We start from the raw sequence: 22,148 nt of genomic DNA, 5'->3' as shown, positions 1-22,148 counted from the left end.
TACACAGCAACCCGAGAGACGAAGCGGGTCGGCGTACAATTCCGCCACCCAGTCGCCGCTGTGAGACCTACTCCGCCGTGCCGTCGACCTTGTCCCGCAACTCTGTCCGCCGAATCTTGCCCGTCACAGTCTTCGGTAGCTCCTTCCGGAACTCGATTTCGCGCGGGTACTCGTGGGCAGAGAGTCGCTCTTTCACGTAGTTCTGGATGTCCGTCTTGAGGTCGTCCGACGCCTCGACGCCCTCGCTGAGGACGACGTACGCTTTCACGATGTTGCCCCGTTCGCTGTGCGGCTTGGGCACGACGGCGGCCTCCGTGATGGCCTCGTGTTCGCCGAGTGCGCTCTCGACCTCGAACGGGCCGATGCGGTAGCCCGAGGACAGAATCACGTCGTCGGCGCGTCCCTCGAACCAGAAGTACCCGTCCTCGTCCTTGTGCGCGAGGTCGCCGGAGCGGTACCACGTCCCGCTCGGGCCGTCGATGAAGCAGTCCGCAGTCTTGTCCTCCTTCTGCCAGTACTCGGCGAAGAAGCAGAGGTAGTCACCCCGCTGGGCGATTTCGCCGGTCTCGCCCGGTTCGAGGACCTCGCCGGTCTGCGGGTCGATGATGTCGGCCTCGATACCGGGGAGTGGCTTCCCCATCGACCCGGGCCGGAGGTCCATCGTCGGGTAGTTGTTGATGATCATGTTCCCCGTCTCGGTCTGGCCGTAGGTGTCGAGGATAGTGACGCCGAGTCGGTCTTTGCCCCACTCGACGACGCCCGCGCTGAGCGGTTCGCCGATGGAGAGCGCGTGGCGCAGGTCGAGGTCGACGCCGTCCAGTAGTTCCTCTTTCTCGCGGAGCATCCGGTAGGCGGTCGGAACCGAGAATAGCACCGTAATCGGGTACTCGTCGAACAGATTCGCCCACGTTTCCGGGTCGAACTCGCCTTCGTAGACGAACAGCGATGCGCCCCAGAACCACGCGCCGAGCGTGTTGATGGACCCGGTCAACCAGCCGAGGTCGCCGGTACTCCAGTAGAGGTCACCCGGCTGAAGGTCGACGGCGTACTTCTGCGTCGCGGCGACGCCAGCCACCCAGCGCTGCTTGTGCAGGACACCCTTCGCCAGTCCAGTCGTCCCAGAGGTATAGTACAGCATGGCGTCGTCTTCGCCGCCAGTCTTGGGGACCTCGTATTCCGTGCTCGCGTCGTCGAGTGTCGGGCCGAAGATGACATCGTCCGCCGGTGCGCCGTCGCCGCGGTCGACGGTGATGACGTGCTCGACCGAGGGGGCGTCTTCGAGGGCTTCCGCGATGGTGTCTCGGTTGTCCGTCGTCGTGACGACGACTTTCGCCTCGCAATCGTCGAGTCGGTACGAGATGCCGTCCGGGCCGAACCGCTCGTTGACGCTCCCCCAGACTGCGCCGTGTTTGAGTGTGCCAACGAGTGCGACGTAGTGCTCGGGAATCCGCGGCATGAACGAGAAGACGCGGTCGCCCTGCTCGACGCCGAGGTCAGCAAGGACGTTGGCGAACTGGCTGGTACGGTTCGACAGTTCCCAGAACGTCATCTTCGTGAGGTCGCCGTCGGTGCCGACCTGATAGAGCGCCACCTTCTCTCGGTCGTCGGCGTGTCGGTCGACGACCTCGTGGCCGATATTCAGTGAGTCGGGTGCGTCCCAGTCCGCCTCGGCGTAGATATCGTCCCAGCTGAAGTCCTCGCGTTCCGCGTCGTAGTCTTCGAGGTTGTGAGCGTGTGGCATACGTACTCTCAGATTCCCGTTACGGTCATAGTCTTTTCCACGACTGTACCGGATTCATAGTTGTCAATTAATTAGATATACGGCGCCTTATCCTGGTCAGAGACCATCAGTCGTCCGCAGCAATGTCTGAAAATGTACTCCCATTCGGGCGGTGGGGGAGCTGCGCGTATTCTCCGAATGTCCGTAGTCTGAATCCTGTGTGAACGACGGTCGGTAGAAGACGACGATGACCGGTGACTATGACTCCGCCCAGACTAGAAGACGGCCTTGCCACAAGGCCCAACAACTAACACTCGATCTCCAGTACTCGTGGACGTGTCTGTCCCAACAAAGACACTGCCAAGTGGAGACGAGCTGCCCGCAGTCGGGTTAGGAACCTACGGTATGTCCGACGAGGAAACGGCTTCGAGCGTCCGTGTAGCCCTCGACGCTGGCTACACGCATATCGACACTGCTGAAGGCTACCAGAACGAGGACGTTATCGGAGATGTACTCATGGAATACGACCGTGACGACGTGTTTCTCACGTCGAAGGTTCTCCCGAAGAATCTGAACTACGAGTCGGTGATACGGTCGTGTGAGGCCTCCCTGGACCGACTCGGCACGGACTATCTCGACTTGTATCTCGTCCACTGGCCCAATCCTGCGATCTCCCTTCGGGAAACACTCCACGCGATGGAGCGTCTGCACGACGAAGGGCTCGTTCGCAATATCGGCGTCTCGAACTTCACTGCGTATCAGTTGAGCTGTGCACAGCACATCTCCGATGTCCCGATTGCCGTCAACCAAATCGAATTCCACCCGTGGTTCCAGCGACCAGAACTCGTCGAGTACTGTCACGAGTCGGGGATGGTGATCGAGGGGGCTGCAGCACTCGCACGAACCGAAGTATTCGACGACGAGGTCGTCACTGAACTCGCCGCGAAATACGACAAAAGCCCCGCACAGGTCGTCCTTCGGTGGGCGCTGGACCATGACGTGGTCGTACTGTCGCGGTCGACAAGTGCCGAACACATCGAAGACAACATCGCCATCGAGTGGTCGCTCGATGCGGCCGACCGCGAGCGCTTAGACGAGCGTGACCGCGACTATCCTGTCTACGATACGCCGACGCGAGACTGGACGCGAGAGGTCTACGGAATCGAGCAGTGATTTCGACCCGCTGAACGGCTACGTTCTGCGACCTACCGTCGCGCCGACGAGCGAGATACGCCCTGTCTCCCGCACTGAGGTCAAAACCGCTTATCGAACTGGTGGGCCGGTCGGTGGCTCACAGACCCAGTCCGGTACTGTATTCCAGCGTCCCGAATCCGGTGCCCAGTGACTCCTCGTCGATTGCTGTGCCGCCGACGTGTCCGGCGAGTCCGGTCATCCGGAACATGAACTCGTTGTAGCTCCAGTGAGACGGAAGCCGACCACCGAGCCTCGGCCGGTCGAGCCAGTTTCGCGCATGGCCATAGGTCCGGGCAACGAACCGCACGTAATCGCCCGCCTCGTTCTCGACGCGAACGTCGAAGTCAGGGTGTTCGCCAGTGCCCAGTAGTGGCTCGACAGTAATCCGGTCGAACTCGACGTGCCCATCTTTCTGACCCCAGTCCCAGAACCCGTTTTGGCGAAGGGGAATCGTCAGGCGTTCGAGTCTGTCCGAGGAGAAGAACTTGTAGCCCTTGCGGAACACGTGTGGCCCGAGAAACGGAACCAACACGGAAAACGAGGTCCCGTCCGGGAAGATCGCCCAGACCCACTTCCAGGGCACCAGCGGCATGTCGAAACACACGCGCTGGAAGTAACACGCTCCAGAAAGCGTCTCGGGGCCGTCGGGCAGGTCGAACTCCCCTTCGAACTCCATCCGACGCCACGCCACGACCTCGGCACCACCAAGCGGTGTGTCGATATCCAGTGAGTGGTGTGGTGCGGTCATCTTCGAGTCGAGGTCGCCCCAGGCCTCGAACTCCGCCTCGGCACCGTCACCGATGACGTGGGCTCGGAGCCCGAGGGGGCGGTCCGAGAGCGCCGAGATTTCGCTGCCGCGTCTGGTGCCGTCCTCGCGCTCTGCCCAGGCTTCGAGCCGCTGGTCGTCGCGAGAGAGCACCGCCTCGGCTGGTTGCCTGACGACGTGGTCGTGGACCACGTCTTCGTCGCCGGCCCAGCCAACCGTCGTCGCGTTGAATCTGTCCACCCCGTCGACGATGGGCCGGTCAGCGTCCATCCCCTGGGGCGGGAGGTCGTTCACACGGCTCTGGTCACCCACACAGGCAGCGACCGAGAACATGAGCTGTCTCGGACCGTAGCCCTCCTCGCCCTCCGGGAACAGGAGAAAGAACCACCAAGACGAGGACGTCCCGTTCTGTCGCTCGGGGTTTTGCCACCAGATCTTCTCGAAAACACGCCGGTGCTCGGCGAGTGTCCTGTCTGCAAACGCGTCGGTCATTGGCTTACCTCTCGCTGGGCCGCTGAAATAAGCCGTGCATCGGCTGCTGGGTTTTCAAGGATTTCCCAACACAACGGCGCAATTTCGGTCGCTGTTGGGTACAATTCTCCCCCGACCGCCCAATCCCTCTAGTTCTGACAGTATCGAAACGACCGATTCAGAGGATGTATGCAGCAACCGGCGCTCGTTTGTTTCCGCGTCTGTGCGCTGAATGTGCTGACAGACAGAGAGAACGTATTCAGCACGGGGGACGACACCCCTTCGATCGATTCTGACACCGAGGTGTATTATTATGTGGGAGAAGTCCCGATACCCTGCATCCGATCGGTGTAGTCCCAACTGTACATTTCGTTCGGATGGACGCGGACCCTGACTTCCTCGCGCGCATCGCCCAACAGCCACTCGGCTAGGGCGGAATCCGTGTCTCCGAGGTAGCGCTCGATGAGCGCTCGGAGTATCTCTTTGTTCTTGTCGGGCGACACCGTGGCAGTTCCGTTCCCTCTGACACCTCGATACGGCGGGTGATTCGTCGAAACATCGAATGCGACCTCGGAGTCGCTCTGGAGAAATCGCACGATGTGAGCGTTTGCCCACGTTGCACACTCGAATGTACTATTCCGGTACCGATACCACAACGCGACCATCCATAGTGATCCATCTCCCCGTTGCGTTGCGAGGCGGATCGGAATCCGTGACTCCTTGAGGAAGTCGTCGAGTTGATTCTCGGTCCAGGCGCCACCAACAGTGTTCATAACGAGTCTCTACGGGTCCGAGCGAGAAAACGACTCCTCCCTGCAGGTCTGTGGGTCAGCTGTCGTTGCTGAATATGCACCCTCTATTCAGCAGGAGCCACAGAACACAACAGAGAATCGTCAGAAGCTCTCGCGACTGACTCGCACTCTGTATGTTCACGCGGCTTCTGACAGCGTTTGGTGAGGTCTCTGTGGCCGTGGTAATCTGACGGGAATCAAAGCGGTAGTTCCAGCGACGTTTCTTCTACTTCGGAGATTTGAGGATGTCGGCTTATGAAACCGATATTGATTATTGATGGCTAGTCTGATATCCAGATATGGTTGCTGAACAGCTTGATTTTCGTTGAGAGATTGACCGTATATAGTGGCGTTCTCAAGCGATTTTTGGCGTACACACTCGATCGAATTCTCGGTCGGTGAATTCACCGGCGCGATAGGAGATTCGGTTACGGTGTTTCCGGTGGTCGTCGCTATCGCTGCCCTCACGGACCTCTCGCTGACTCATCTCCTTCTCTGGTTCGCAGTGTTCCAGATCGTCTGGGGGCTCTACTACGGCCTGCCGGTTTCAGTCGAACCGATGAAGGCACTCGCCGCACTCGTGATCGCAGGGGCTCTCACCGCGAGCGAACTCGCAGTCGCCGGTCTCCTCGCTGGCGTGGTTCTCCTCGTCATTGGGTGGACGGGTACACTCTGTCGAATCGAGCGGTACGTGGGCCAGCCAGTGATTCGGGGCGTTCAACTCGGGGTTGGTCTCATCCTTCTCGAAACTGGCGTTCGACTGAGCCTCCGTGGCTTGACGCTCGCACTCCTTTCGGTGGGCGTCGCAGCGGTCGTGATTGTCGCGGGCTACCGTAAGGCGAGCGCGCTCATCGTCCTGTGTGTCGGCGTCGTCGTCACAATCACGCAGGTCGGCTTCTCGGCATCGCAGCTTCCTGCGTTTACGGCTACGCTTCCGACTCTGTCGTCGATATCTGTGGCGACAGTTGAAGGAACGGTTGCGCAACTCGCAATGACCGTCGGAAACGCCGCCGTCGCCACGTCGTTACTTCTCTCGGACTACTACGATGCAGACGTGTCTGCCGACGAACTCTCGAAGAATATGGGTGTGATGAATCTGTTCGCCATCCCGTTCGGGGCGATGCCGATGTGCCACGGGAGCGGTGGTGTCGCTGGTAAGTACGCCTTCGGCGCCCGGACCGCCGGCGCGAACGTAATTCTCGGAGCGATTTACGCGGTTGCTGCTGTACTGGCGGTCGGTATCGTGGCCGCTTTCCCCTTACCGATGCTCGGGGTCGTCCTCGGTCTAATCGCTATCGAGCTCGGGCGAGCGGGTCTCGACACCGACCACCTTCCACTCACACTTGGAATCGGTTTACTTGGTGTGGCGTCAAACATCGGTATTGCGTTCGTGATAGGGGTCTTGGGGTATCTTCTCCTCGAGCACCGGCCATAGATGCTTCTCGGTTCGAGTCTCTCTGTTCGAGGTGGTACGCAGACCCTTCCGAACGGCTAGTTCAGATCTGTGGATGCGAGAACACAGTCGCGTCGTGCTGAATACAGTCTCTGTATGCAGCAGCCAACTCCTGACAAGTTCGATTCAGAACACTGGGTGAAGCGACAGACCGAGAACTCTCAGTCTGACAATTCGACGACCGCAATCACCGTCGAGGCGCAGTTGGCAGGCCGAGGCACTGAATCAGTCAGTTAAGTTTACTCGGTGCCGAGGCGCGCGGGTGGGACGACGCCCGGCCGGTCGAGCCGGAAGCGGTCGCCAACCTCGACCTCTTCAATCACGTGCGGGTACTCGAACGTCGTCGCTGCCTTCGAAAGTGCACCGGGGTCGGCGTGGATCGACCGCCAGCGCCGCCAGTGCTCGGGAATCAGGCGGTCGATGCCGAGCGCGTTCGCGGCCTCGACGATCTCGTCGGCGTCGTTGTAGAGCTTGCGCGTAATGACCTCGCCGTCTTCAACGAGGCGGGCGTCAGTGCCGTAGGAGAGCATCCCGAGGTCGATGTCGAACTCCGCCCCAATCTCGTGGAATGCCTCGCACGGTCGGTTGTCGCCACCGTGAAAGATGGTACCCGTTTCGTGCTCGATAACGTACGTCACCGTGCCGTTCGCGTCTGGATCGTACCCGTCCCGGACGTGGACGGTGAGGTCGCCAACCTCGTAGCTGTCGCCGGGTTCGGCGACCGTTCGTTTCTCCGCATCGATTGCGCTCACGTCGAAGTTCTCGTAGCACTCGACAGGCGCGTGGACGTCGCCGCCGTGGTCGAGGAGTGGACCGAACGAGGGCGGCCAGAAGTGGTCGCGGTGGTCATGGGTGCAGAATACTGCGTCGCAGGCGTCCGCCCACTGTGGTTCCATCGGCACCGGCGACATCCGCGCGACGTACTCGCGGTCCCGCTCGGTGCTAAAGTAGGGGTCGATATAGATGGCGGTCTCCGGCGTCCGTATCGCCCAGCCGGCGACACCGAGATACCACAGGGAGACACCCTCCTCGACGTCGATGCCGTTGAGTTCCTCGCGCGCCCACCACTCGCCCCAGTCGCTCGTAATCGTCATCGTACACTCCGCGCCGCGCTGCTGGGTTCGCCATGACAATACATGTGACAGCGGTCCATTCGGGGACCAGTAATAACTTCCGACGTGACACCGCCTCCCGCTCGCGAGCAATTGAGGTCGGGTTCTGCTTGTAACTGACGCTCGCGCCGCCCACGTATGGGGGATACCCACGTTCTTCAACTCCGGCTTCCACTGAGTGCGAACGAGAATGTGATGGACCTACGCTCTGAGTCTGGCGATTCGACGACCTCAATCTCCGTCAAGACTCAGTTGCCAGACCGAGGCTGCGAGTGAATCCCGGATGCTCCTGACAATCTTGTGTAATTTTCTCGATGCCGTGCTGAATACAGGGCACGTATCTCTCGCAGTACTCCACCACATATGAAGATATCAGATAGCGGTTGTAGAACTTGGCGGTTACAGAGAGATGTTGTTGCTGAGAAAATAGTATAATAAAACGATCCTACACATGTATTCCGAACAGGTCCAAGAAACCGGCGACAAAGGGGTACAATATGAAGTATAAGAGGAGTAGGACGAAGAGTATCTTCACTACCATGGATGGGACCGATTTGAGGTTTAAGCGACTGGAATTCGCAGAATTCTTATTTTCTATGCCGTAGACCGCCTCAAGGGACGAATTAGAGGAGTCTATCTCTGTCCTATCACTTTCAATTTCGTGCATAGAAGACGTTCCATCGTCCCCAAACCCATCGGAATCGGACATACCCCATCGATTTAACTACAAATTTATAATCTTTTTAAGGTTTCTCACTTCTTGAATCCTGACTCTGTGTGCATGCCCACTCCATTCAGCACGGCACTCCTGACAAGGCTGATTCAGAACACTGGTAAAGGTGACAGACCCAGCGCTCTGAGTCTGGTAATTCCACGACTTCACTGGGCGACCAAGCTTAGTTGACAGACTGAACGTGCAAATACAACCATCAGGTGTGTGACAAAGTATAATTGTCCACTAGTTGAACTGAGTCCATGGTCGAGTTCGATATTGCCCTCTTTATTATCCCCCTTGCTCTTTTTGGTACTCTGTGGATGTATCGAGATGCTAAATCACGAAAGATGGACACGGCGGATATGTGGGCAGTAGGGTTTTTTGTCGCATTCTTTCTCCTCCCGTTTTTGGGTGGAGTTCTCGTATTCGCGTTCTATCTACGCAAGCGAAACCGTGGAGGTGGACTCGCTTATTCTGTTCCTTCAGAGTAGGTCAAAGCAAGTCGCTCACCTGCAAGACCTATGCCTCTGAGTCTGGCAATGCAGCTATCTTGCTCACTGGCGATACTTTGTTGACAGACAGAGTGTACGTATGCTCTACTCCTCACGAACTGCTTGTTGGTGGTTTTGCTGTTGTTCTAGCGCTTGGTGTCTCCCCCTATAGTAAAACCAAAACAGGAGTGCGATAGTAATTGGAAAGAAAACGATTGCAGCGATTGCTGCTGGTGGGAAGAGGATGAGAATTATCAACGTTCGCCACGAGACCAGCGTATCACGGGCCATGCGGAAATTTTCTTTCAGAGACATATGTGTATTCTGTTCGGTCTGACCGACTCAACGATTCGGTCACGCACACGATCAGTCGACAGACTCCCACGAGAGCAGTTTCCCGTCGGTGCCGACACCCGCCATCGCGTCCGACGCGACGGTCATGTTCGGGATGGTCAACCAGAGCGACAACCATTCCTCCCGGTCCGGCACGAACGAGACGATGTTCCGCCTGGGGTCCGTCGCGACGAGGTCCGTCGGGTGCCTACTGAGAGGTCGGTTCAGTCGTCGATGCACCGTCTCCACACCACGCTGAACGGAGTCGAATATCAGGTCTCGTTTGAAACAGCCACTGAGCGTACGTACAGCTAGATGGTTCGACCATGAAGTGGATTCCAAGCCCGTTCGACTGTCTCGGTGTGCTGGGCATCGTACTCGCGGTGGTTGGTATCCTCATCAGCCTCCCGTTGGTCCTCCTCTGGGAGAACGTTCCCTGGGCATGGTATCTGTTCGTGGCGAGTGGCACCTTGGGGGCTATCTCGGTGTTCTACTGTATGATTTGGGAGTGGGACCGATTCCCGTTTTCTCCACCGCGAAAGAGCGCATAGCACGAAGGCCTTTCGAGCGCAACAACCCTCGACCCAGTTTCAGGTACGCTCGACCACGCAATCTGCCCACAACCGAAGGGCTGCGAGCGATGCCTGTTCCTGCCTCGACACCGCGTCGTCGACACCCAGTTCGTCGCTCTCGAACGCGTTCAACACAGCGAATTCTGCGCGACCACAGTAGTCGAGGAGTCGCGTCGCCACGTCGTCCCCAGCTTGCATCGTGATGGTCGCGTCGTTGACGAAGACGGCCCGCGGGTCTGCGGGCGCAACGTCGAGGATTCGACCGGCATTGACCGCGTTCTCTTCCGCAAGGCGAAGCGCTGCCGCCGCAGAATCGCTGTCGGCCCGCGGGGCATGTGCGTCCAGAATTCCGTGCCACACGCCGTCGGGAACCGTCGTGAACTGCGTCAGTCGGCCACCCAACACGACGTCGTCGCGCTCGACGACCGGCGCGAACTCCAACACTACCACGCCACCGGTCCCGTGTTCGCGGAGCCATCGGTCGAGGGTCGCCGCCGTGAGCCGTGTCTTCCCGCTGTTCGAGGGACCGACGACGAGCGTCTGTCCGGCGAGTGGGACACGATTCTGGTGGCCAGCCATGCTCAGTCGGCGGACTGCGAGGTCGTCGACTCCGTGCCGAGTCGGTCTCGAACGAACAATCCGACCAGCGCGAGCATCGCCACGGTCAACACCGCGGCGAAGGCGACGACGAACAGCGTAATCGGGTCGTCCACCCCGGCTTCCACCTGCCCCTGCAGGAACGACCCTGCCGTGACCATCGTGACACCGACGAGGACGAGGCCGCCGACGTTCGCCACGGTCGAGTTCGGCTTCGACACCGTCTCGGGGTCGTTGAGCAAGAACAGGACGAGTACGAGGACGAACGGCGTCCCGACCAGCCCGAACGCGAGGACGAGCACCAGTAGCGAGAAGAACGATCCGCCGAGGAACACGCCGCCGATGCTCGCCAGTGCGGTGACGACGATTGCTGCCCGATAGCGCGAGTCCGAGGTATCTTGTTCCCAGCCGAGTTTGTCCGCGAGGAGGTACGGCGGGACCGTCGTGTTGCCGCCGAGCGTCGAGATGGCCGCCCCCCACAGACCGAGCAGGAACAGCCACTTCGCGTTCGCCCCGACGAGCGGGCCGAGCGCGTTCGCCGCACCGGTCGCGGTCAGTTCGCCCGCGGCGATATCTGGCGTGCGCAGGACTGAGGCCGCAACGAGGAAGATTGCGAGGCTGTAGACGCCGAAGGCGACCAACATCGACGCGCCAACGTCGACATTGGCGAGTCGGCTCTCCGACTCGGTCCACTCGCGAGCGCGCATCGTGTAGGACTGCATCGTCACGAGCGAGATGTGGACGGCGCCGCCGAGGATGCCCGCCGCGGCCAGTGCGCCGCTCTGGCCACCCGGAATCTCCGGGACGAGTCCGCCTGCGGCCGCGCCAGCGTCGATGGGCACGACGACGAGCGAGGCCACGAACGCGAGCACCACGAGCGAGATGAGCACTTTCGCGCCGAGTTCGGCGACACGGTAGCCACCGCCGGCGAGTCCGACCGCGAGAACGCACGCCCAGACGACGGCCCAGACCACGCTATCGACGCCGGTGACTGTCGCACTCACGTCGGCGACCGTCTTCATGATGACCAGTTGTGCGAGACCGGACGCGAGGACAGTATCAGCGACGAGTAGCCACGCCCACTTCGTGCCGAGTCGATCCTCGACGACGCTGACGATGCCCTGTTCGGTGAGCAGGCCGAGTCGCGTGGCGAGGTATTGTGCGGTCGCGCCCAGCACCGCCGAGAGCAGGACGATCCAGAGGAGTGTGTATCCGTAGCCAGCGCCTGCGGTCAGTAGACTCGCCATGGTTGCCGGTCCGGCAGCGATTGCCCCAGCGAGCCACGTCGGGCCCATCCGGGAGAACAGCGAGTCGAGTCGGCTGTTCTCGCTCCCCGATTCTGGCTCTCGCCGCGTTTCTTGCTCGGTCGCCATTTAGACGCACCCCGGGAACTCGTCGCCGGTGATGTGGAGGCTGTCGACCCATTCCGGCGGTTCGTCATCGGTGAACCGCGACCGGCTCCGCATGTACGCGAGGATGAACGCCCGCCGCCAGTCGTCGGTCGTGTTGGGGGCGGTGTAGTGCGGGAGGAGGCAGTGCTGGAACAGCACACTTCCTGGCTTCATCGGGAGCGAGACGGTGTCCGCTGGGCCGTACTCCCGACCGGTGAGCGTGATGTCGGTGTCGTACTCGATTTCTTCGTGACGGAGTAGGCCATCGAGATGCCCACCCGGGACGACCTGCATACAGCCGTTTCGGTCGGTCGCCTCGTCCAGTGCGACCCACACTGTCACGTGGTCCATCGGGTGAGTCGGGTAGTACGCGGCGTCCTGATGGAACTTCTTCTCACTGCCGACGTGTGGCGGTTTACACATCGCCGCGCTCCGCAGTAGTTTGAGGTTCGGTCCCTGCAGTTGCTGGACGACCGAGAGGATGCTCGGGTCGTACGCGAGGTCGCCGAAGACATCGTCTTCGCGAATCATCCCGACGCCCTCGAACTTGCGGACTGGTTCCCCCTCACTGTCGAAACCAGTGTCGTCGGCTCCGGAACCGCCGTCGCTCGCTGTCGGTTCGAGCATCCGCGAGAACTGTGTCTCGGTTCGCTCGCCCGTGACGTACTCCTGGAGTCGTTGTTTCGTCCGTGCCACCCGCTCCTCGTCGAGCAGGTCTGGGACGACCACGTATCCCTCCCGCTGGTACTGCTCGAACTGTCCGTCTGTGAGCTGCATATTACTCGGTTGTAGTTGTAGGTGATAAATTCCGGGCATTCATCTGTCGACCCGAGACGAGTCCGTCTTCGGTCAGTCACCGGTGACGAGAAGTCACAGAGGGGTAGTCGTTCATTGAGATCCGTCTCGCCAATGTACGAGAGACGGCGAGCCAGAATGTACATACTTCTTCCACGAATCGTTGTGACGGTACGCTATGGCGCTGCTCACCATCGCGATTGGACTGACATTCGCGGTAATCGGACTCTCAGCCATGTTTCAGCCCCGCCTACAGGGTGCCAGGGACGTCGACGCGATCACGTCCGACGAGGTGAGTTCCGGTGAACGGTATGGTGCCTACCTCATCGGCACGATACTCGTCGTCGCTGGGCTGTTCATCGTCTACATCGGCCTCTAGACGGGTGGGCTCGTTCAGCCCGCCCGTTTCTCTTTAGTACCGCTGGTGATCGACTCCCGTGAGCGTCGCACGCCAGTAGAGCTGGTCGCCGTCGGCGAGGTTCCACTCGACAGACGCAGTGGTCGGAATCTGCACGCCGTCGTGCCACTCGTAGTCGTCGAAGTGGCCCGTCCACTGGTCGTGACTATCGTTCTCCTGTCGGTACCGCTCGGCCGTCACCTGCTCGACAAGGCCATCGTCGTCGACGTGGAAGACGACTTCGGCAGTTGTGCCGTGGTCAGTGAGACGTGCTCGCGCCGAGTGCTCGTCGATTGGCGTCCACTCGACGCCGTCCGACGGCAACAGTGCGGTCGGGAACCAGACCGCCTCGGCGAGGTAGCGCTGCAACTCTGCCTCGTTCATGTCTGGGCTGGGCTCGACGTCGGCGACGGGAATCGTCGAGAGAACTCGTGCCTGGAGCGACCCCTGACCGGCCTCGTACGCGTCGACGACGCGGGCCGGGACGAATGGGAGAACGTCAATCTCGGCGTCCCAGACGAAGCCCGGTGGGGAAACGGTGTAGTGCTGCGTCGCCCTCATCGGCTTCCACGAATCGCCCAGTCGAAACTCGCCCGCTTGTGTGACTCTGGCCGCTCGGGCGGGCTGCTGGCCTTCGTCGATGACCGTCTCGAAGTACCGTCGAATCGGGTCGGGGAGGTCGGCGAAATCGCCATGTTGGACGGACTCGCTAGTCCGTGGGTTGACAGCCGCGTGCAGGTCGTCGATGCGACTGCGTGTGTCGTAGTCGAAGCAGAGTCTGCCGAACGCGGCGATGGCGGCCGTGGCACACAGGCCAGCGATGAGGAGGCGATGACGGGACCGGATGGGCATATGTAGGACTACAGGTCGAAGTATCGTAGGTGTTGGGCGGACGGTTCGGGCAACGGCCCTCTCTGTACCACGGTGATGGCACTGTGGACGTCGGTCTGCACGTACTGACAGACAAAAGACTGAACCCGCAGCCGAGAGGAGTCCGTGTTCATGGACGAGATAGACCGGGTTCGGCGGGGGTATGAGGAACTGGGTGCAGACTATGCTGCACGGACCTCCGACGAAGCGCGTGAACTCGCCATCCTCAGCGACTTTCTCGATTCCCTCGAAGCACCCACGCGCCTGCTCGACGCTGGGTGTGGACAGGGGAAGCCAGTGCTCGGCCGGGTGACCGAGGAGGCGACCGCCGTCGGACTCGACGTCTCACACGAACAACTCGAAGTCGCCGCCGAGACCGTTCCCCCTGCCAGACTCGTACATGGCGAGATGACGCGACTCCCGTTCCAGGATGACACGTTCGACGCCGTGACGGCGTACAATTCGATAATTCACGTCCCACTCGCCGACCACCAGACGGTCCTCGATGAGTTCGCCCGCGTCCTCCGCACCGGTGGGCGTGTACTCCTCTCGGAAGCCTCCGATGAGTTCGAGCGAGTGAATCCGAACTGGCTCGACAGTGGCATCACCATGACGTGGCACATGGCAGGCGCGGAAGCGACCCGTGAACAACTTCAAGCAGCGGGGTTCCACATCACGGACGAGTGGGAGCCACCAGCGACGACGGCGTCAGACGGGCCGCAGCCGCCGTTTTTCGCCGCTCGGCTCGATACCTGACTACCTCGGTTAAATTTCTCTCACTCCTCCGCTCAGACAGGGCGGTCCCTGATACATCGGATTGCTTGGACCACCGGCCGTTCTTTAAGTCGTTCTGGTCACAATTTCTCATAGTGAATCATTCTGCGGGGACCTACGACCAGGAGCGTACGCTGTCGCATCGTGGGGTGAAGCGTGCTTTAGAGCTGCGTAAATTGCCTCGGGGTCAAGCCCCGAGGCTTTCGCGTGGACTCCCGTTCTAACTGCGGAGAGCAGTAGGCGAATATTCGCCGTTCACGTTCAGCGTCCCGCGATTCAAGCGCACATTTACGGGTGCGCCTCCGTCGTTTGCGTTTTGCCGACGGCGGAGATACTGCAAACCGATGTTCTTTGAAGCGTTGTAGTCAGCGTGGTTCTCGTACCCACACTTCTGACAACAGAACGCTTCACCCGTCCGGTTGTCGTCATGGGTAAACCCACACGTCGAACACCGCTTCGAGGTGTTCCGTGGGTCAACCTGTACGGCTTCCACGCCGTACTCCTCGGCCTTGTATTCGACGTACTCGTAGAGGCGTCGGAACGCCCAGACGTGTTGCCACGTCGCCTTCGGGATGTTCTCCCGAATGTGGGTCAAATCCTCGAACACGATGTGGGAGCAGTCGTGTTCGACGGCCTCCTCGATGAGTTCGTTCGCCACCGTGTGCAGGTATATCTCGAACCGCCCCGTCTCTTTGCGCCCGACGCTCTCGATGTTCTCGTGAGCGTGACGTGAGCCACACTGTTGGAGCGACCCACGACGATTCTCGTACTCGTTGCGCCAGTGGTTGAACTCGTCTGTTGACCAGAACCGCCCCGTTGAAGCGACGACGATGTTGTTGACTCCTAAATCCACACCAAGGACTGTTCTGTGCTTGGACTCGGATTCAGGTTCGTCATCTGCTTCGACCTGCCGCATCGAGGCGTGCAAGTACCAGTCGCCGTCTCGGTATTGCACGTGTGCCATCCGAAACTCAAAGTCCTCGTCGGAGACGTACTTCGTCGGAGGCTTCTCTGAGTTGTCGGGGAGGATGTATTCACACTCGATTCTTCCGTCTATGGTGGAGAGGGATACATGGTCGCGGTGGAACGTCGCACTGCGTTTGTCGTACACCGCGCTGTCCGCTGAGAAGTAGGGTCGTGACGTGTTCTCTCCACGCTTGAGGCGTTCGACTCCACTTTTTACTGCTTCAACAGCCCGCCGAATCCCTTTCTGGACGAGGTTGGCGGTGAGGTCGGTTTCGTCGCGGAGTTGGTCGTACAGAGCGCGTTCGGCTTTGGCTTTCGAGGTAACGTGGTATCCGTCGTCGCCGTGCCAGCACCACTCGCTTGCGGTGTTGGCGCAGTGTTTGAACTGCTCGACAGTCTCGCGGAGAAACGGATCGGCTCCATCAGGGGTGTCGAGCTTGACGACGGCGGTACGACGGCATTCCACTGTGTTTCACATACTGGTCTGTGGTTATTTAATAGTTGAGAGTCGGCCTGCCTTCGTAGCGTGGTTTGTGTACCGAGTTGTCGGCTTCCTCCCCGAGGTCAAGCCTCGGGGCATCCGCCTTGGTTTTCTGTGAAACGACTCTCCGGTCTCATCTCCTTGCCGTGTCTCGAATGTGAAAAGGTTAATAATGCATTTTGAATTACGTTGGATGTCTGATGTCACGGACAGGACCAGAATACGTCGAGTCAGAAGCCGAGATGGAGAGAGACCTCGAACGAAAACAGGAGGCTGGGACGATTTCAGCACAAACCGCAGCGGACTTCAAAGAGTTGTATGAATTCGCGGAGGGCCTCGGCGACGATGTCTTCATCGGCGAAGCGAAGAACGCGAACTTCCGAGTCTTCGTCGACGCCCACCACGCGGGATATCCTGGAACCCCGAGTGTCTTCTCCGCAAACGTGACCGGGGATGTGAAAATCTGGCCAGCAGGCCGTCCCGTCCGCGACGACGCAGACGCTTCCCTGGTGGAGTGGGACCAGCAGGAGTACGCGACACTTCGACGCAAATTCCAGGACTTGCAGGGAGTTCCCCCTGGCGATTTAGAGGTGTCTTTCGAGACTATCTGCAACGGCGACAATTTCGACGAGTTCAAAGAGATGATCACCGAGTTCGTCGCCGCCTGCCGTGAGAGTGCGGCGAAATCCTCGCAGTCGCAGTAGCGACACCAGCGGCTTTGAGGGCGTTCTGGTCACAACGCCTCATAGTGAAACCTTCTACGGGGACTAACGGCCACGACCGTGTGTAGTCGCAATTGGTGGACCTCTGGTGAGTTGTCTGTCACTCACTGGTTGCGCTAACTACGACGACTGCTCGAGGCCGTGGATGAGTGCTGTCACGAGGCTGTTCGCCGGAACAGCGACGCCTGCGTTCTCCGCAATGTTGACTATCACGCCGTTCAGTTCGTCGATCTCCGTTCGTCGTCCCTGTTCGATATCCTGCGCCATGCTCACGCGGTGGGTTGCGTGCGAGTCGGCCACCGACGCGACCGTTTGCTGAATCGACTCCACGTCGACATCGATTCCCCGACTCGTGGCGACATGGGCGGCTTCCGTCAGGAGTTGCGTCACGACGCCGGCCAGCGGGTCGCTCGTTAGCTGGGTGACGGGGCTGCCCGTCAGCGTCAGCACGGGTGCTGTTGCCCCCACGAGGACGCCCTTTTTCCAGATGACCGGCCGCGGGTCGGCGACGGTGTCGACCTCGAACCCCGCTGCTGTGAGTGTCTCCTGAATCGTCGTGCGTGCGGCTGCGTCGCCGCCACCGAGCGTCGTCAGGCCGGTCCCAGTGTGGACGACGGTTCCCGGCTCGTCCATAACTACTGCCTCGTAGGTGACCCCACAGAACGCCCGGTTGCGGTCGACCTGTTCGAGCAGGTAGTCGCGATTGCGCAGGCCGTTCTGCACCGAGAGCACCCAGGTCTCCGGGCCGATACACGCCGCATGCTCGGTCAGCGCCGTCTGTGTCTGGTGTGCCCGGACGAGGACCAACACCAAGTCGGCGGTGCCCACCTCACTGGCCGTCGTCGTCGCTTGGACCTCGGCTGTCAGTGGGTCGGCCCCCTGCTCGTGGATGGTGATACCCGTCCTCGAAAGGGTACTGGCAGTCTGCTCCCGGTGATGGAGGAGCCACACGTCGTGGCCGGCGGCAGCGAGGCGGCCACCGAAGAGACATCCGAGCGCACCAGCGCCGATGACGGCGACCTTCATCGGGTCCCTATTGCGCCCCTGTGGCAATACCGTTTCCCCGTCCTGAATCGCTGCGGGAGACCATCGAACACACGTTCAAAGCGGGCTACTCGAGAGACGAAACGACTATCAGACCACTCGCCAGCGTGTCAGTTATGGAACATGGCGTTATCGGCTTCGACCACGTCGCGCTCCCCGTCGCAGACCTCGACCGGGCAGTCTCGTTCTACACGGACGTCCTCGGCCTTCGGTCCGTCGACGAGCGGAATCCGTCGGACGCGAACTATCACTGGGTGAGCGTCGGGCAAGGCCAAGCCATCAATCTCGCAGCGACCGCCGACGAGGAGTCCGTTCGCCCCGGCCACGTCGCGTTCACTGCACCAGAGTCGTTCCTCGAAACAGTGAAAGAACGACTCGACGCCGAGGGAATCGACGTTCGAGACGCTGAGACGAGTCTCTACTTCGCCGACCCCGACGGCAATGAACTCGAAGTGACGTGCTGGCGGGCGTCACGGCTCCGTGAGAGCGGCGCGAGTCACTGGTGAGTGCTTCGGCGTCCACCAAGTCCGAGTCGTCCATCGAAAAATCGTTTTCTGTGCTTAAAGAGAGCCTGGATGGTCAGCCTCTATTGTCTTCCTTACGAGAACAAATCCTCTTGTATGGGGACGCATGAGAGACCGAAGTCTCTTCGGTACACGCCGGTCGTCGCCCAGTATACGTACCAGAACCGGCCGTGTCTCGTCGGCTGGCTCGAAGACGAACAGCAGTACGTGGCATACACGAGAGCACAGAAGCAGATATCATTGACCCGATACCAGTTACAACTCGAAGTTTCCGTCTACGGTGGTATCAGCAACGTAGAGGGGCAGTGGGTCAGCTTCGAAACCGACCCGTCGACGGCGACGGACTGGTCACTCGAAGACGTTAAACTGGAACTCAACGCGCTTGCAGCGCAGCTCACTGTCCTCGAACGGGGCGAGTCCTCGACCTGCTGAGCGAGTTCAAGGACACCCGTACGCGACCCAGTTACTCGTCGTCGGCTCTGTCGACACGCTTCTACGGGCGGTACAGGACCCCCACGTCAGGGACTGACGCTCGGGAGAAAGTGACCAGTCTCGCGTCGCACACCGACCAAGAGGACCACGGCCGCGACGAGCGGCATGGCCGCACAGCAGAAATACACGGGCCAAAACCCGACGCTCTCGACGAGCGGGAGGGTGACAATGGGCCCAAACCCACCACCGATGTCGCCGAAGACGTTGTTCGTTCCTACGGCACGACCCATCTCGCCGTCGGCGACGAGATCGCCTAACAGTGCCATCAGTGGTCCACTCGTACCGCCCTGTCCGAGTCCGATACACACGCAGGCGATAGCCAGCGTCGACGCCGAGTCTGCGAGTGCGAGCAACAGGAACCCGATCGACGTGACGCCCAGAAACACGAGCAATACCGGGACTCGTGACTGTGCCCGATCACTGACGTACCCTCCGAGGTACATCGAGAGGCCCGCAGCGACAACGGTAAGGCCCATGAACAGGCCCGAAGAGCCCTGGGCATCGAACCCGAGGACAGTGAGTTGGTTCCGGTCGAGGAACAGGACGAGCGTTGCGAACAGCGCCCCGATGTAGATGAACAGCACGGCGAAGTTCACGAGGCCAACCGTGACCGCAGGGAGACTCGTATTGATGCCCCACGGTTTGACCGACTCATTCGTCCCTGCTTCAACGTGCGTTTCGGGTACCGTCTGATAGGCGATGGCGCTGGCGATGAACGCGAAGACGGTCGCGACCGCGAACGCGACGACGTTCCCGGAGAGGTCGCTGACGAGGCCACCGAGAACGACTCCAGTCGGGAACCCGAAAAGGACCCCGCCCCTGATGAGTCCCATATTCGACCCTCGTGACCCACCGTCGCTGATATCGTCGGCGATCGTGTACGCGGTCGCGAAGACGAGCGCGCTGCCGACACCCCAGAGAATCCGGGCGGCCATGAACCACGCTGCTGGAAGTGGTGCGATCATCGCGATAACGTAGCCGAACGTCGAGATTCCCTGGACGAACATCCCGATGACGAACGGCTTCCTCGTCCCGAATCGGTCGACGAGATTCCCGGCCGGTGCGTTCGCGAACAGACGCGAAAATCGGTTCGCGCTCAAGATGAGCCCGACGAGAAACGGGGAGATGCCGAGAATCGTACCGAGGTTTGGCAAGATGGGGAAGATTACACCACCACCGAACCCGATGAAAAACGTGCTGACGATGACCGACCCGAGAACGAGTCGCCCCTCGCTTTGCGCTCCCGGGAGCGGAATATTCACATTCGAGACGGCGGTTCCCGAACTCCTTGAGTATGACTATCCAGAACTGATGTCTCTGTGGATTACTAGTGAGGGAACCACTCTGCCAGACGCAGCGGAGAAGGATAACATGAGAACACATATTAATTATAGTTGATGTTAGTTGGTATGCACCGGAGGAACCTTCTCAGTGGAGTCGTCGCCGTCACCACAGTATCAATTACTGGCTGTCTGAGCGATTCGAGTTCCAACGCTCCAGATTCAGAGACCGATCCTGCGACCCTGCTTCCACCGGAAGGGGACGGTTGGGAGATTGAGACACAACAACAGTGGGACGCCTCACAGTTACACGAGAACGCGGACGCGGCGGTAAACGCACACTATTCGGGGCCAGATGGTGGGTCGTATCGCATCGTGATCGTCCAGTGGGGCGACGACCCGACAGATCCTGACGTAGAAACTGCAGAGGCAGCAATCGAGGGCGACGTTATATCGATTATTCGAACCGGCTCGGTTTCGCTCATCGCGACGAGTATCGACGGCACAAACACTGATGCACTCATCAATCGCTCCGATACGTTCCACGTTCCGAACTGAGTGATTCGCACACCCGGTCTGTCAAGTGTGCGTCGTCGGTGAACGAGTTCAGTGAATTGCCAGCCTCAGAGGCAGGTCCATCGGCCTCGACTGTCACACGGTTTCGGAACTTCTTTACCAGAAATTGACCGTTCTCGTCTATGGACAGCTCTCCACTGACTTCCGAGGACGAGGCGCTCGTCGAGCACGTCAGAGACATCAACAGCGAGACGTTCGATCCGGAGTTTTTTGACGGCGCACACATCGTCGCAGCCGGGGTCAGAACCACTGACGGTACCATCTACGACGGTGTCAGCATCCCCGCAAGCATTGGGCGTGCTTCGATGTGTGGCGAACCCGTCGCGCTCGGGTCGGCAGCAGCCGATGGTCGCCATCACAGCGAAGTCGAAACCTGCGTTGCTGTCGCATACCCACTCCCGCACCACGACACCGACGAGCAGCGTGTCGTCCCCCCGTGTGGTCCCTGTCGAGAGATGCTGGCCGACTTCGACGACGACCTCCGTGTGATCGTACCCATCGAAGAGACGCTTCGTGTCGTCCCTGCAATCGACCTCCTTCCCACACGAACCTGGTGACGCTCCCCCTGACGTTCCACGTCGCGACCTCTATTCGTGGCCAACCCGTCCCCATCGCCGAGACACTCACACGCTCGCTCTGTCAACGGAGCCTCGCCAGACACAGAGAGCCCGGTCTGTCACGACTGATGGGTGACACTGTTCATACGACTGGAACACTGGAGCGGATTCCTCAGAGACGCTCGACGACGGCGAGAAGCCCCGGCTCAGATCGCACTCGTGCCACGAACGATCAGAGTTCTTTCTCGATAACGTACCCCCACTTCTCGTAATTTCGATTCTGATAGTATTGATGAATACCTTCTTTCGCTCGTGGCGACACGAGTATGACGTATTCACACCCTCTTTCGTCAGCCCACTGCTCTACGAACTCAACAAGTTCCGTTCCATACCCTTTCGCTCTGTGTGATTCATCGACCACGAGATCGTAGAGCCACGCATGGCTCGAATGGTGTAGGACATCGGTAACACGGACTCCAGCGACACCAATTAACGCATCATCAACATACCCCCCAAACAGACTGTATTCGTCATCTCCAGTCCACTCCAACACGGAAGCAGGGTCAGCGTCACTCCACAATTGACGGAGAATTGGAACAGCCTCGCTTCGTTCGGTTTCATCTGTTAGCTCTCGAACCTCCATGTTTTCAGTCACGAGTAAGTACCTAAAGAAAATAATTGAGATGGGTGCCAGTGCTGGTTGATACGCGCCCAAAATTCAACACGTCCACAGAGACCTACTTGGATGCTGCCAGATGTGCTGCGCTGAACCTAGGGGCTGTATCCCGCAGTGCAGACGGGTAGAGTGTTGCGTCGTCGAGTCGGACAAATCGCCGACGCAGGACGAATCTGGTCGGCGGCCCTCCGCGGATTCGTTCGAAAATTGTCTCGTGGCTGCCGCTCGTCAGGAGGTTTGAGGTCAGTACCCACGTCGCTCCGAGTTCTCGACGCGCGTCAGCGAAATTAGCAGGTGCATGCGAGGCGTCGAGGGGAATAGAATCTTTCCGGGTTCGTCGGTGACACCCAGGTAGCCCAGGGGTCGATGGAAGGAAAGTCAGGGGTAG

At 59.8% G+C, this 22,148-nt stretch carries 24 protein-coding genes; 10 read left to right on the top strand and 14 right to left on the bottom strand.

Annotation, left to right across the window (positions count from 1 at the left end; genetic code table 11):
- Positions 1 to 67: 67 nt before the first annotated feature.
- On the bottom strand, positions 68 to 1,741 hold the full coding sequence (locus ACSC1P_RS18145) for an acetate--CoA ligase (RefSeq protein WP_435361621.1): 1,674 nt from the start codon (positions 1,739 to 1,741) through the stop codon (positions 68 to 70).
- 315 nt (positions 1,742 to 2,056) lie between these two features.
- Between ACSC1P_RS18145 and ACSC1P_RS18140 the strand changes: the two genes are divergently transcribed.
- Positions 2,057 to 2,893, top strand: a complete 837-nt coding sequence (locus ACSC1P_RS18140; protein ID WP_435361620.1) for an aldo/keto reductase — start codon at positions 2,057 to 2,059, stop codon at positions 2,891 to 2,893.
- A gap of 118 nt (positions 2,894 to 3,011) precedes the next feature.
- On the opposite strand, the gene ACSC1P_RS18135 is transcribed toward ACSC1P_RS18140, so the two are convergent.
- Both ACSC1P_RS18135 and ACSC1P_RS18130 read right to left on the bottom strand, forming a co-directional pair.
- Positions 3,012 to 4,172, bottom strand: coding sequence for a hypothetical protein (locus ACSC1P_RS18135; RefSeq protein WP_435361619.1), 1,161 nt, complete (start codon positions 4,170 to 4,172; stop codon positions 3,012 to 3,014).
- 290 nt (positions 4,173 to 4,462) lie between these two features.
- Positions 4,463 to 4,924 carry a pyridoxamine 5'-phosphate oxidase family protein gene (locus ACSC1P_RS18130; RefSeq protein WP_435361618.1) on the bottom strand — a complete coding sequence of 154 codons (462 nt, stop codon included), beginning with the start codon at positions 4,922 to 4,924 and terminating at the stop codon, positions 4,463 to 4,465.
- Between the two features lie 364 nt (positions 4,925 to 5,288).
- Between ACSC1P_RS18130 and ACSC1P_RS18125 the strand changes: the two genes are divergently transcribed.
- Positions 5,289 to 6,377 carry a putative sulfate/molybdate transporter gene (locus ACSC1P_RS18125; RefSeq protein WP_435361617.1) on the top strand — a complete coding sequence of 363 codons (1,089 nt, stop codon included), beginning with the start codon at positions 5,289 to 5,291 and terminating at the stop codon, positions 6,375 to 6,377.
- Between the two features lie 257 nt (positions 6,378 to 6,634).
- On the opposite strand, the gene ACSC1P_RS18120 is transcribed toward ACSC1P_RS18125, so the two are convergent.
- The 3 genes from ACSC1P_RS18120 to ACSC1P_RS18110 form a co-directional block, all read right to left on the bottom strand.
- Positions 6,635 to 7,489: an MBL fold metallo-hydrolase gene (locus tag ACSC1P_RS18120; protein WP_435361616.1), complete on the bottom strand. Its 855-nt coding sequence runs from the start codon at positions 7,487 to 7,489 to the stop codon at positions 6,635 to 6,637.
- 463 nt (positions 7,490 to 7,952) lie between these two features.
- On the bottom strand, positions 7,953 to 8,216 hold the full coding sequence (locus tag ACSC1P_RS18115) for a hypothetical protein (protein WP_435361615.1): 264 nt from the start codon (positions 8,214 to 8,216) through the stop codon (positions 7,953 to 7,955).
- Positions 8,217 to 9,079: 863 nt separating this feature from the next.
- Entirely contained in the window at positions 9,080 to 9,286 is a 207-nt protein-coding gene (locus ACSC1P_RS18110; protein WP_435361614.1) for a hypothetical protein, read from the bottom strand.
- A gap of 86 nt (positions 9,287 to 9,372) precedes the next feature.
- Between ACSC1P_RS18110 and ACSC1P_RS18105 the strand changes: the two genes are divergently transcribed.
- Positions 9,373 to 9,597, top strand: coding sequence for a hypothetical protein (locus ACSC1P_RS18105; RefSeq protein ID WP_435361613.1), 225 nt, complete (start codon positions 9,373 to 9,375; stop codon positions 9,595 to 9,597).
- 39 nt (positions 9,598 to 9,636) lie between these two features.
- On the opposite strand, the gene ACSC1P_RS18100 is transcribed toward ACSC1P_RS18105, so the two are convergent.
- Genes ACSC1P_RS18100 through ACSC1P_RS18090 form a run of 3 tightly spaced genes read right to left on the bottom strand, consistent with a single transcriptional unit; the run spans position 9,637 to position 12,383 of the window.
- Positions 9,637 to 10,197 carry a hypothetical protein gene (locus ACSC1P_RS18100; protein ID WP_435361612.1) on the bottom strand — a complete coding sequence of 187 codons (561 nt, stop codon included), beginning with the start codon at positions 10,195 to 10,197 and terminating at the stop codon, positions 9,637 to 9,639.
- A 2-nt stretch (positions 10,198 to 10,199) separates the two neighbouring features.
- Complete coding sequence (locus ACSC1P_RS18095; protein ID WP_435361611.1) at positions 10,200 to 11,588, bottom strand: NRAMP family divalent metal transporter; 1,389 nt, start codon at positions 11,586 to 11,588, stop codon at positions 10,200 to 10,202.
- Entirely contained in the window at positions 11,589 to 12,383 is a 795-nt protein-coding gene (locus ACSC1P_RS18090; protein ID WP_435361610.1) for a phytanoyl-CoA dioxygenase family protein, read from the bottom strand. It abuts the gene before it with no gap.
- A gap of 253 nt (positions 12,384 to 12,636) precedes the next feature.
- Between ACSC1P_RS18090 and ACSC1P_RS18085 the strand changes: the two genes are divergently transcribed.
- Positions 12,637 to 12,780 (top strand): hypothetical protein, encoded by a 144-nt coding sequence (locus ACSC1P_RS18085; protein WP_435361609.1) that lies wholly within the window; start codon positions 12,637 to 12,639, stop codon positions 12,778 to 12,780.
- A gap of 33 nt (positions 12,781 to 12,813) precedes the next feature.
- Here the strand turns inward: ACSC1P_RS18085 and ACSC1P_RS18080 are convergent, their stop codons facing one another.
- Positions 12,814 to 13,650, bottom strand: coding sequence for a DUF6920 family protein (locus tag ACSC1P_RS18080; protein ID WP_435361608.1), 837 nt, complete (start codon positions 13,648 to 13,650; stop codon positions 12,814 to 12,816).
- Positions 13,651 to 13,800: 150 nt separating this feature from the next.
- Between ACSC1P_RS18080 and ACSC1P_RS18075 the strand changes: the two genes are divergently transcribed.
- Positions 13,801 to 14,424: a class I SAM-dependent methyltransferase gene (locus ACSC1P_RS18075; protein WP_435361607.1), complete on the top strand. Its 624-nt coding sequence runs from the start codon at positions 13,801 to 13,803 to the stop codon at positions 14,422 to 14,424.
- A 238-nt stretch (positions 14,425 to 14,662) separates the two neighbouring features.
- Here the strand turns inward: ACSC1P_RS18075 and ACSC1P_RS18070 are convergent, their stop codons facing one another.
- Positions 14,663 to 15,874, bottom strand: coding sequence for an RNA-guided endonuclease InsQ/TnpB family protein (locus ACSC1P_RS18070; RefSeq protein WP_435361606.1), 1,212 nt, complete (start codon positions 15,872 to 15,874; stop codon positions 14,663 to 14,665).
- A 215-nt stretch (positions 15,875 to 16,089) separates the two neighbouring features.
- Between ACSC1P_RS18070 and ACSC1P_RS18065 the strand changes: the two genes are divergently transcribed.
- Entirely contained in the window at positions 16,090 to 16,593 is a 504-nt protein-coding gene (locus tag ACSC1P_RS18065; RefSeq protein ID WP_435361605.1) for a hypothetical protein, read from the top strand.
- 138 nt (positions 16,594 to 16,731) lie between these two features.
- Here ACSC1P_RS18065 and ACSC1P_RS18060 read toward each other — a convergent pair whose 3' ends face one another.
- Positions 16,732 to 17,637: a ketopantoate reductase family protein gene (locus ACSC1P_RS18060; protein WP_435361604.1), complete on the bottom strand. Its 906-nt coding sequence runs from the start codon at positions 17,635 to 17,637 to the stop codon at positions 16,732 to 16,734.
- A 134-nt stretch (positions 17,638 to 17,771) separates the two neighbouring features.
- On the opposite strand from ACSC1P_RS18060, the gene ACSC1P_RS18055 reads away from it, so the two are divergent.
- Positions 17,772 to 18,161, top strand: coding sequence for a VOC family protein (locus tag ACSC1P_RS18055; protein WP_435361603.1), 390 nt, complete (start codon positions 17,772 to 17,774; stop codon positions 18,159 to 18,161).
- A 114-nt stretch (positions 18,162 to 18,275) separates the two neighbouring features.
- Positions 18,276 to 18,611: a hypothetical protein gene (locus ACSC1P_RS18050; protein ID WP_435361602.1), complete on the top strand. Its 336-nt coding sequence runs from the start codon at positions 18,276 to 18,278 to the stop codon at positions 18,609 to 18,611.
- 86 nt (positions 18,612 to 18,697) lie between these two features.
- On the opposite strand, the gene ACSC1P_RS18045 is transcribed toward ACSC1P_RS18050, so the two are convergent.
- Entirely contained in the window at positions 18,698 to 19,933 is a 1,236-nt protein-coding gene (locus ACSC1P_RS18045; protein WP_435361601.1) for an MFS transporter, read from the bottom strand.
- 147 nt (positions 19,934 to 20,080) lie between these two features.
- Here ACSC1P_RS18045 and ACSC1P_RS18040 point away from each other — a divergent pair, with 147 nt between their 5' ends.
- Both ACSC1P_RS18040 and ACSC1P_RS18035 read left to right on the top strand, forming a co-directional pair.
- Positions 20,081 to 20,509, top strand: coding sequence for a hypothetical protein (locus ACSC1P_RS18040; protein WP_435361600.1), 429 nt, complete (start codon positions 20,081 to 20,083; stop codon positions 20,507 to 20,509).
- Positions 20,510 to 20,649: 140 nt separating this feature from the next.
- On the top strand, positions 20,650 to 21,084 hold the full coding sequence (locus ACSC1P_RS18035; protein ID WP_435361599.1) for a cytidine/deoxycytidylate deaminase family protein: 435 nt from the start codon (positions 20,650 to 20,652) through the stop codon (positions 21,082 to 21,084).
- A 232-nt stretch (positions 21,085 to 21,316) separates the two neighbouring features.
- Here the strand turns inward: ACSC1P_RS18035 and ACSC1P_RS18030 are convergent, their stop codons facing one another.
- Positions 21,317 to 21,727 (bottom strand): GNAT family N-acetyltransferase, encoded by a 411-nt coding sequence (locus ACSC1P_RS18030; RefSeq protein ID WP_435361598.1) that lies wholly within the window; start codon positions 21,725 to 21,727, stop codon positions 21,317 to 21,319.
- Positions 21,728 to 22,148 lie beyond the last annotated feature (421 nt).

Origin of the sequence: Haloarchaeobius caseinilyticus, from assembly GCF_051207395.1 — an archaeon.
GTDB lineage: Archaea > Halobacteriota > Halobacteria > Halobacteriales > Natrialbaceae > Haloarchaeobius.
Note: the sequence above shows the minus strand (reverse complement) of the source record. Positions and strands in the feature narration are given on the sequence as shown.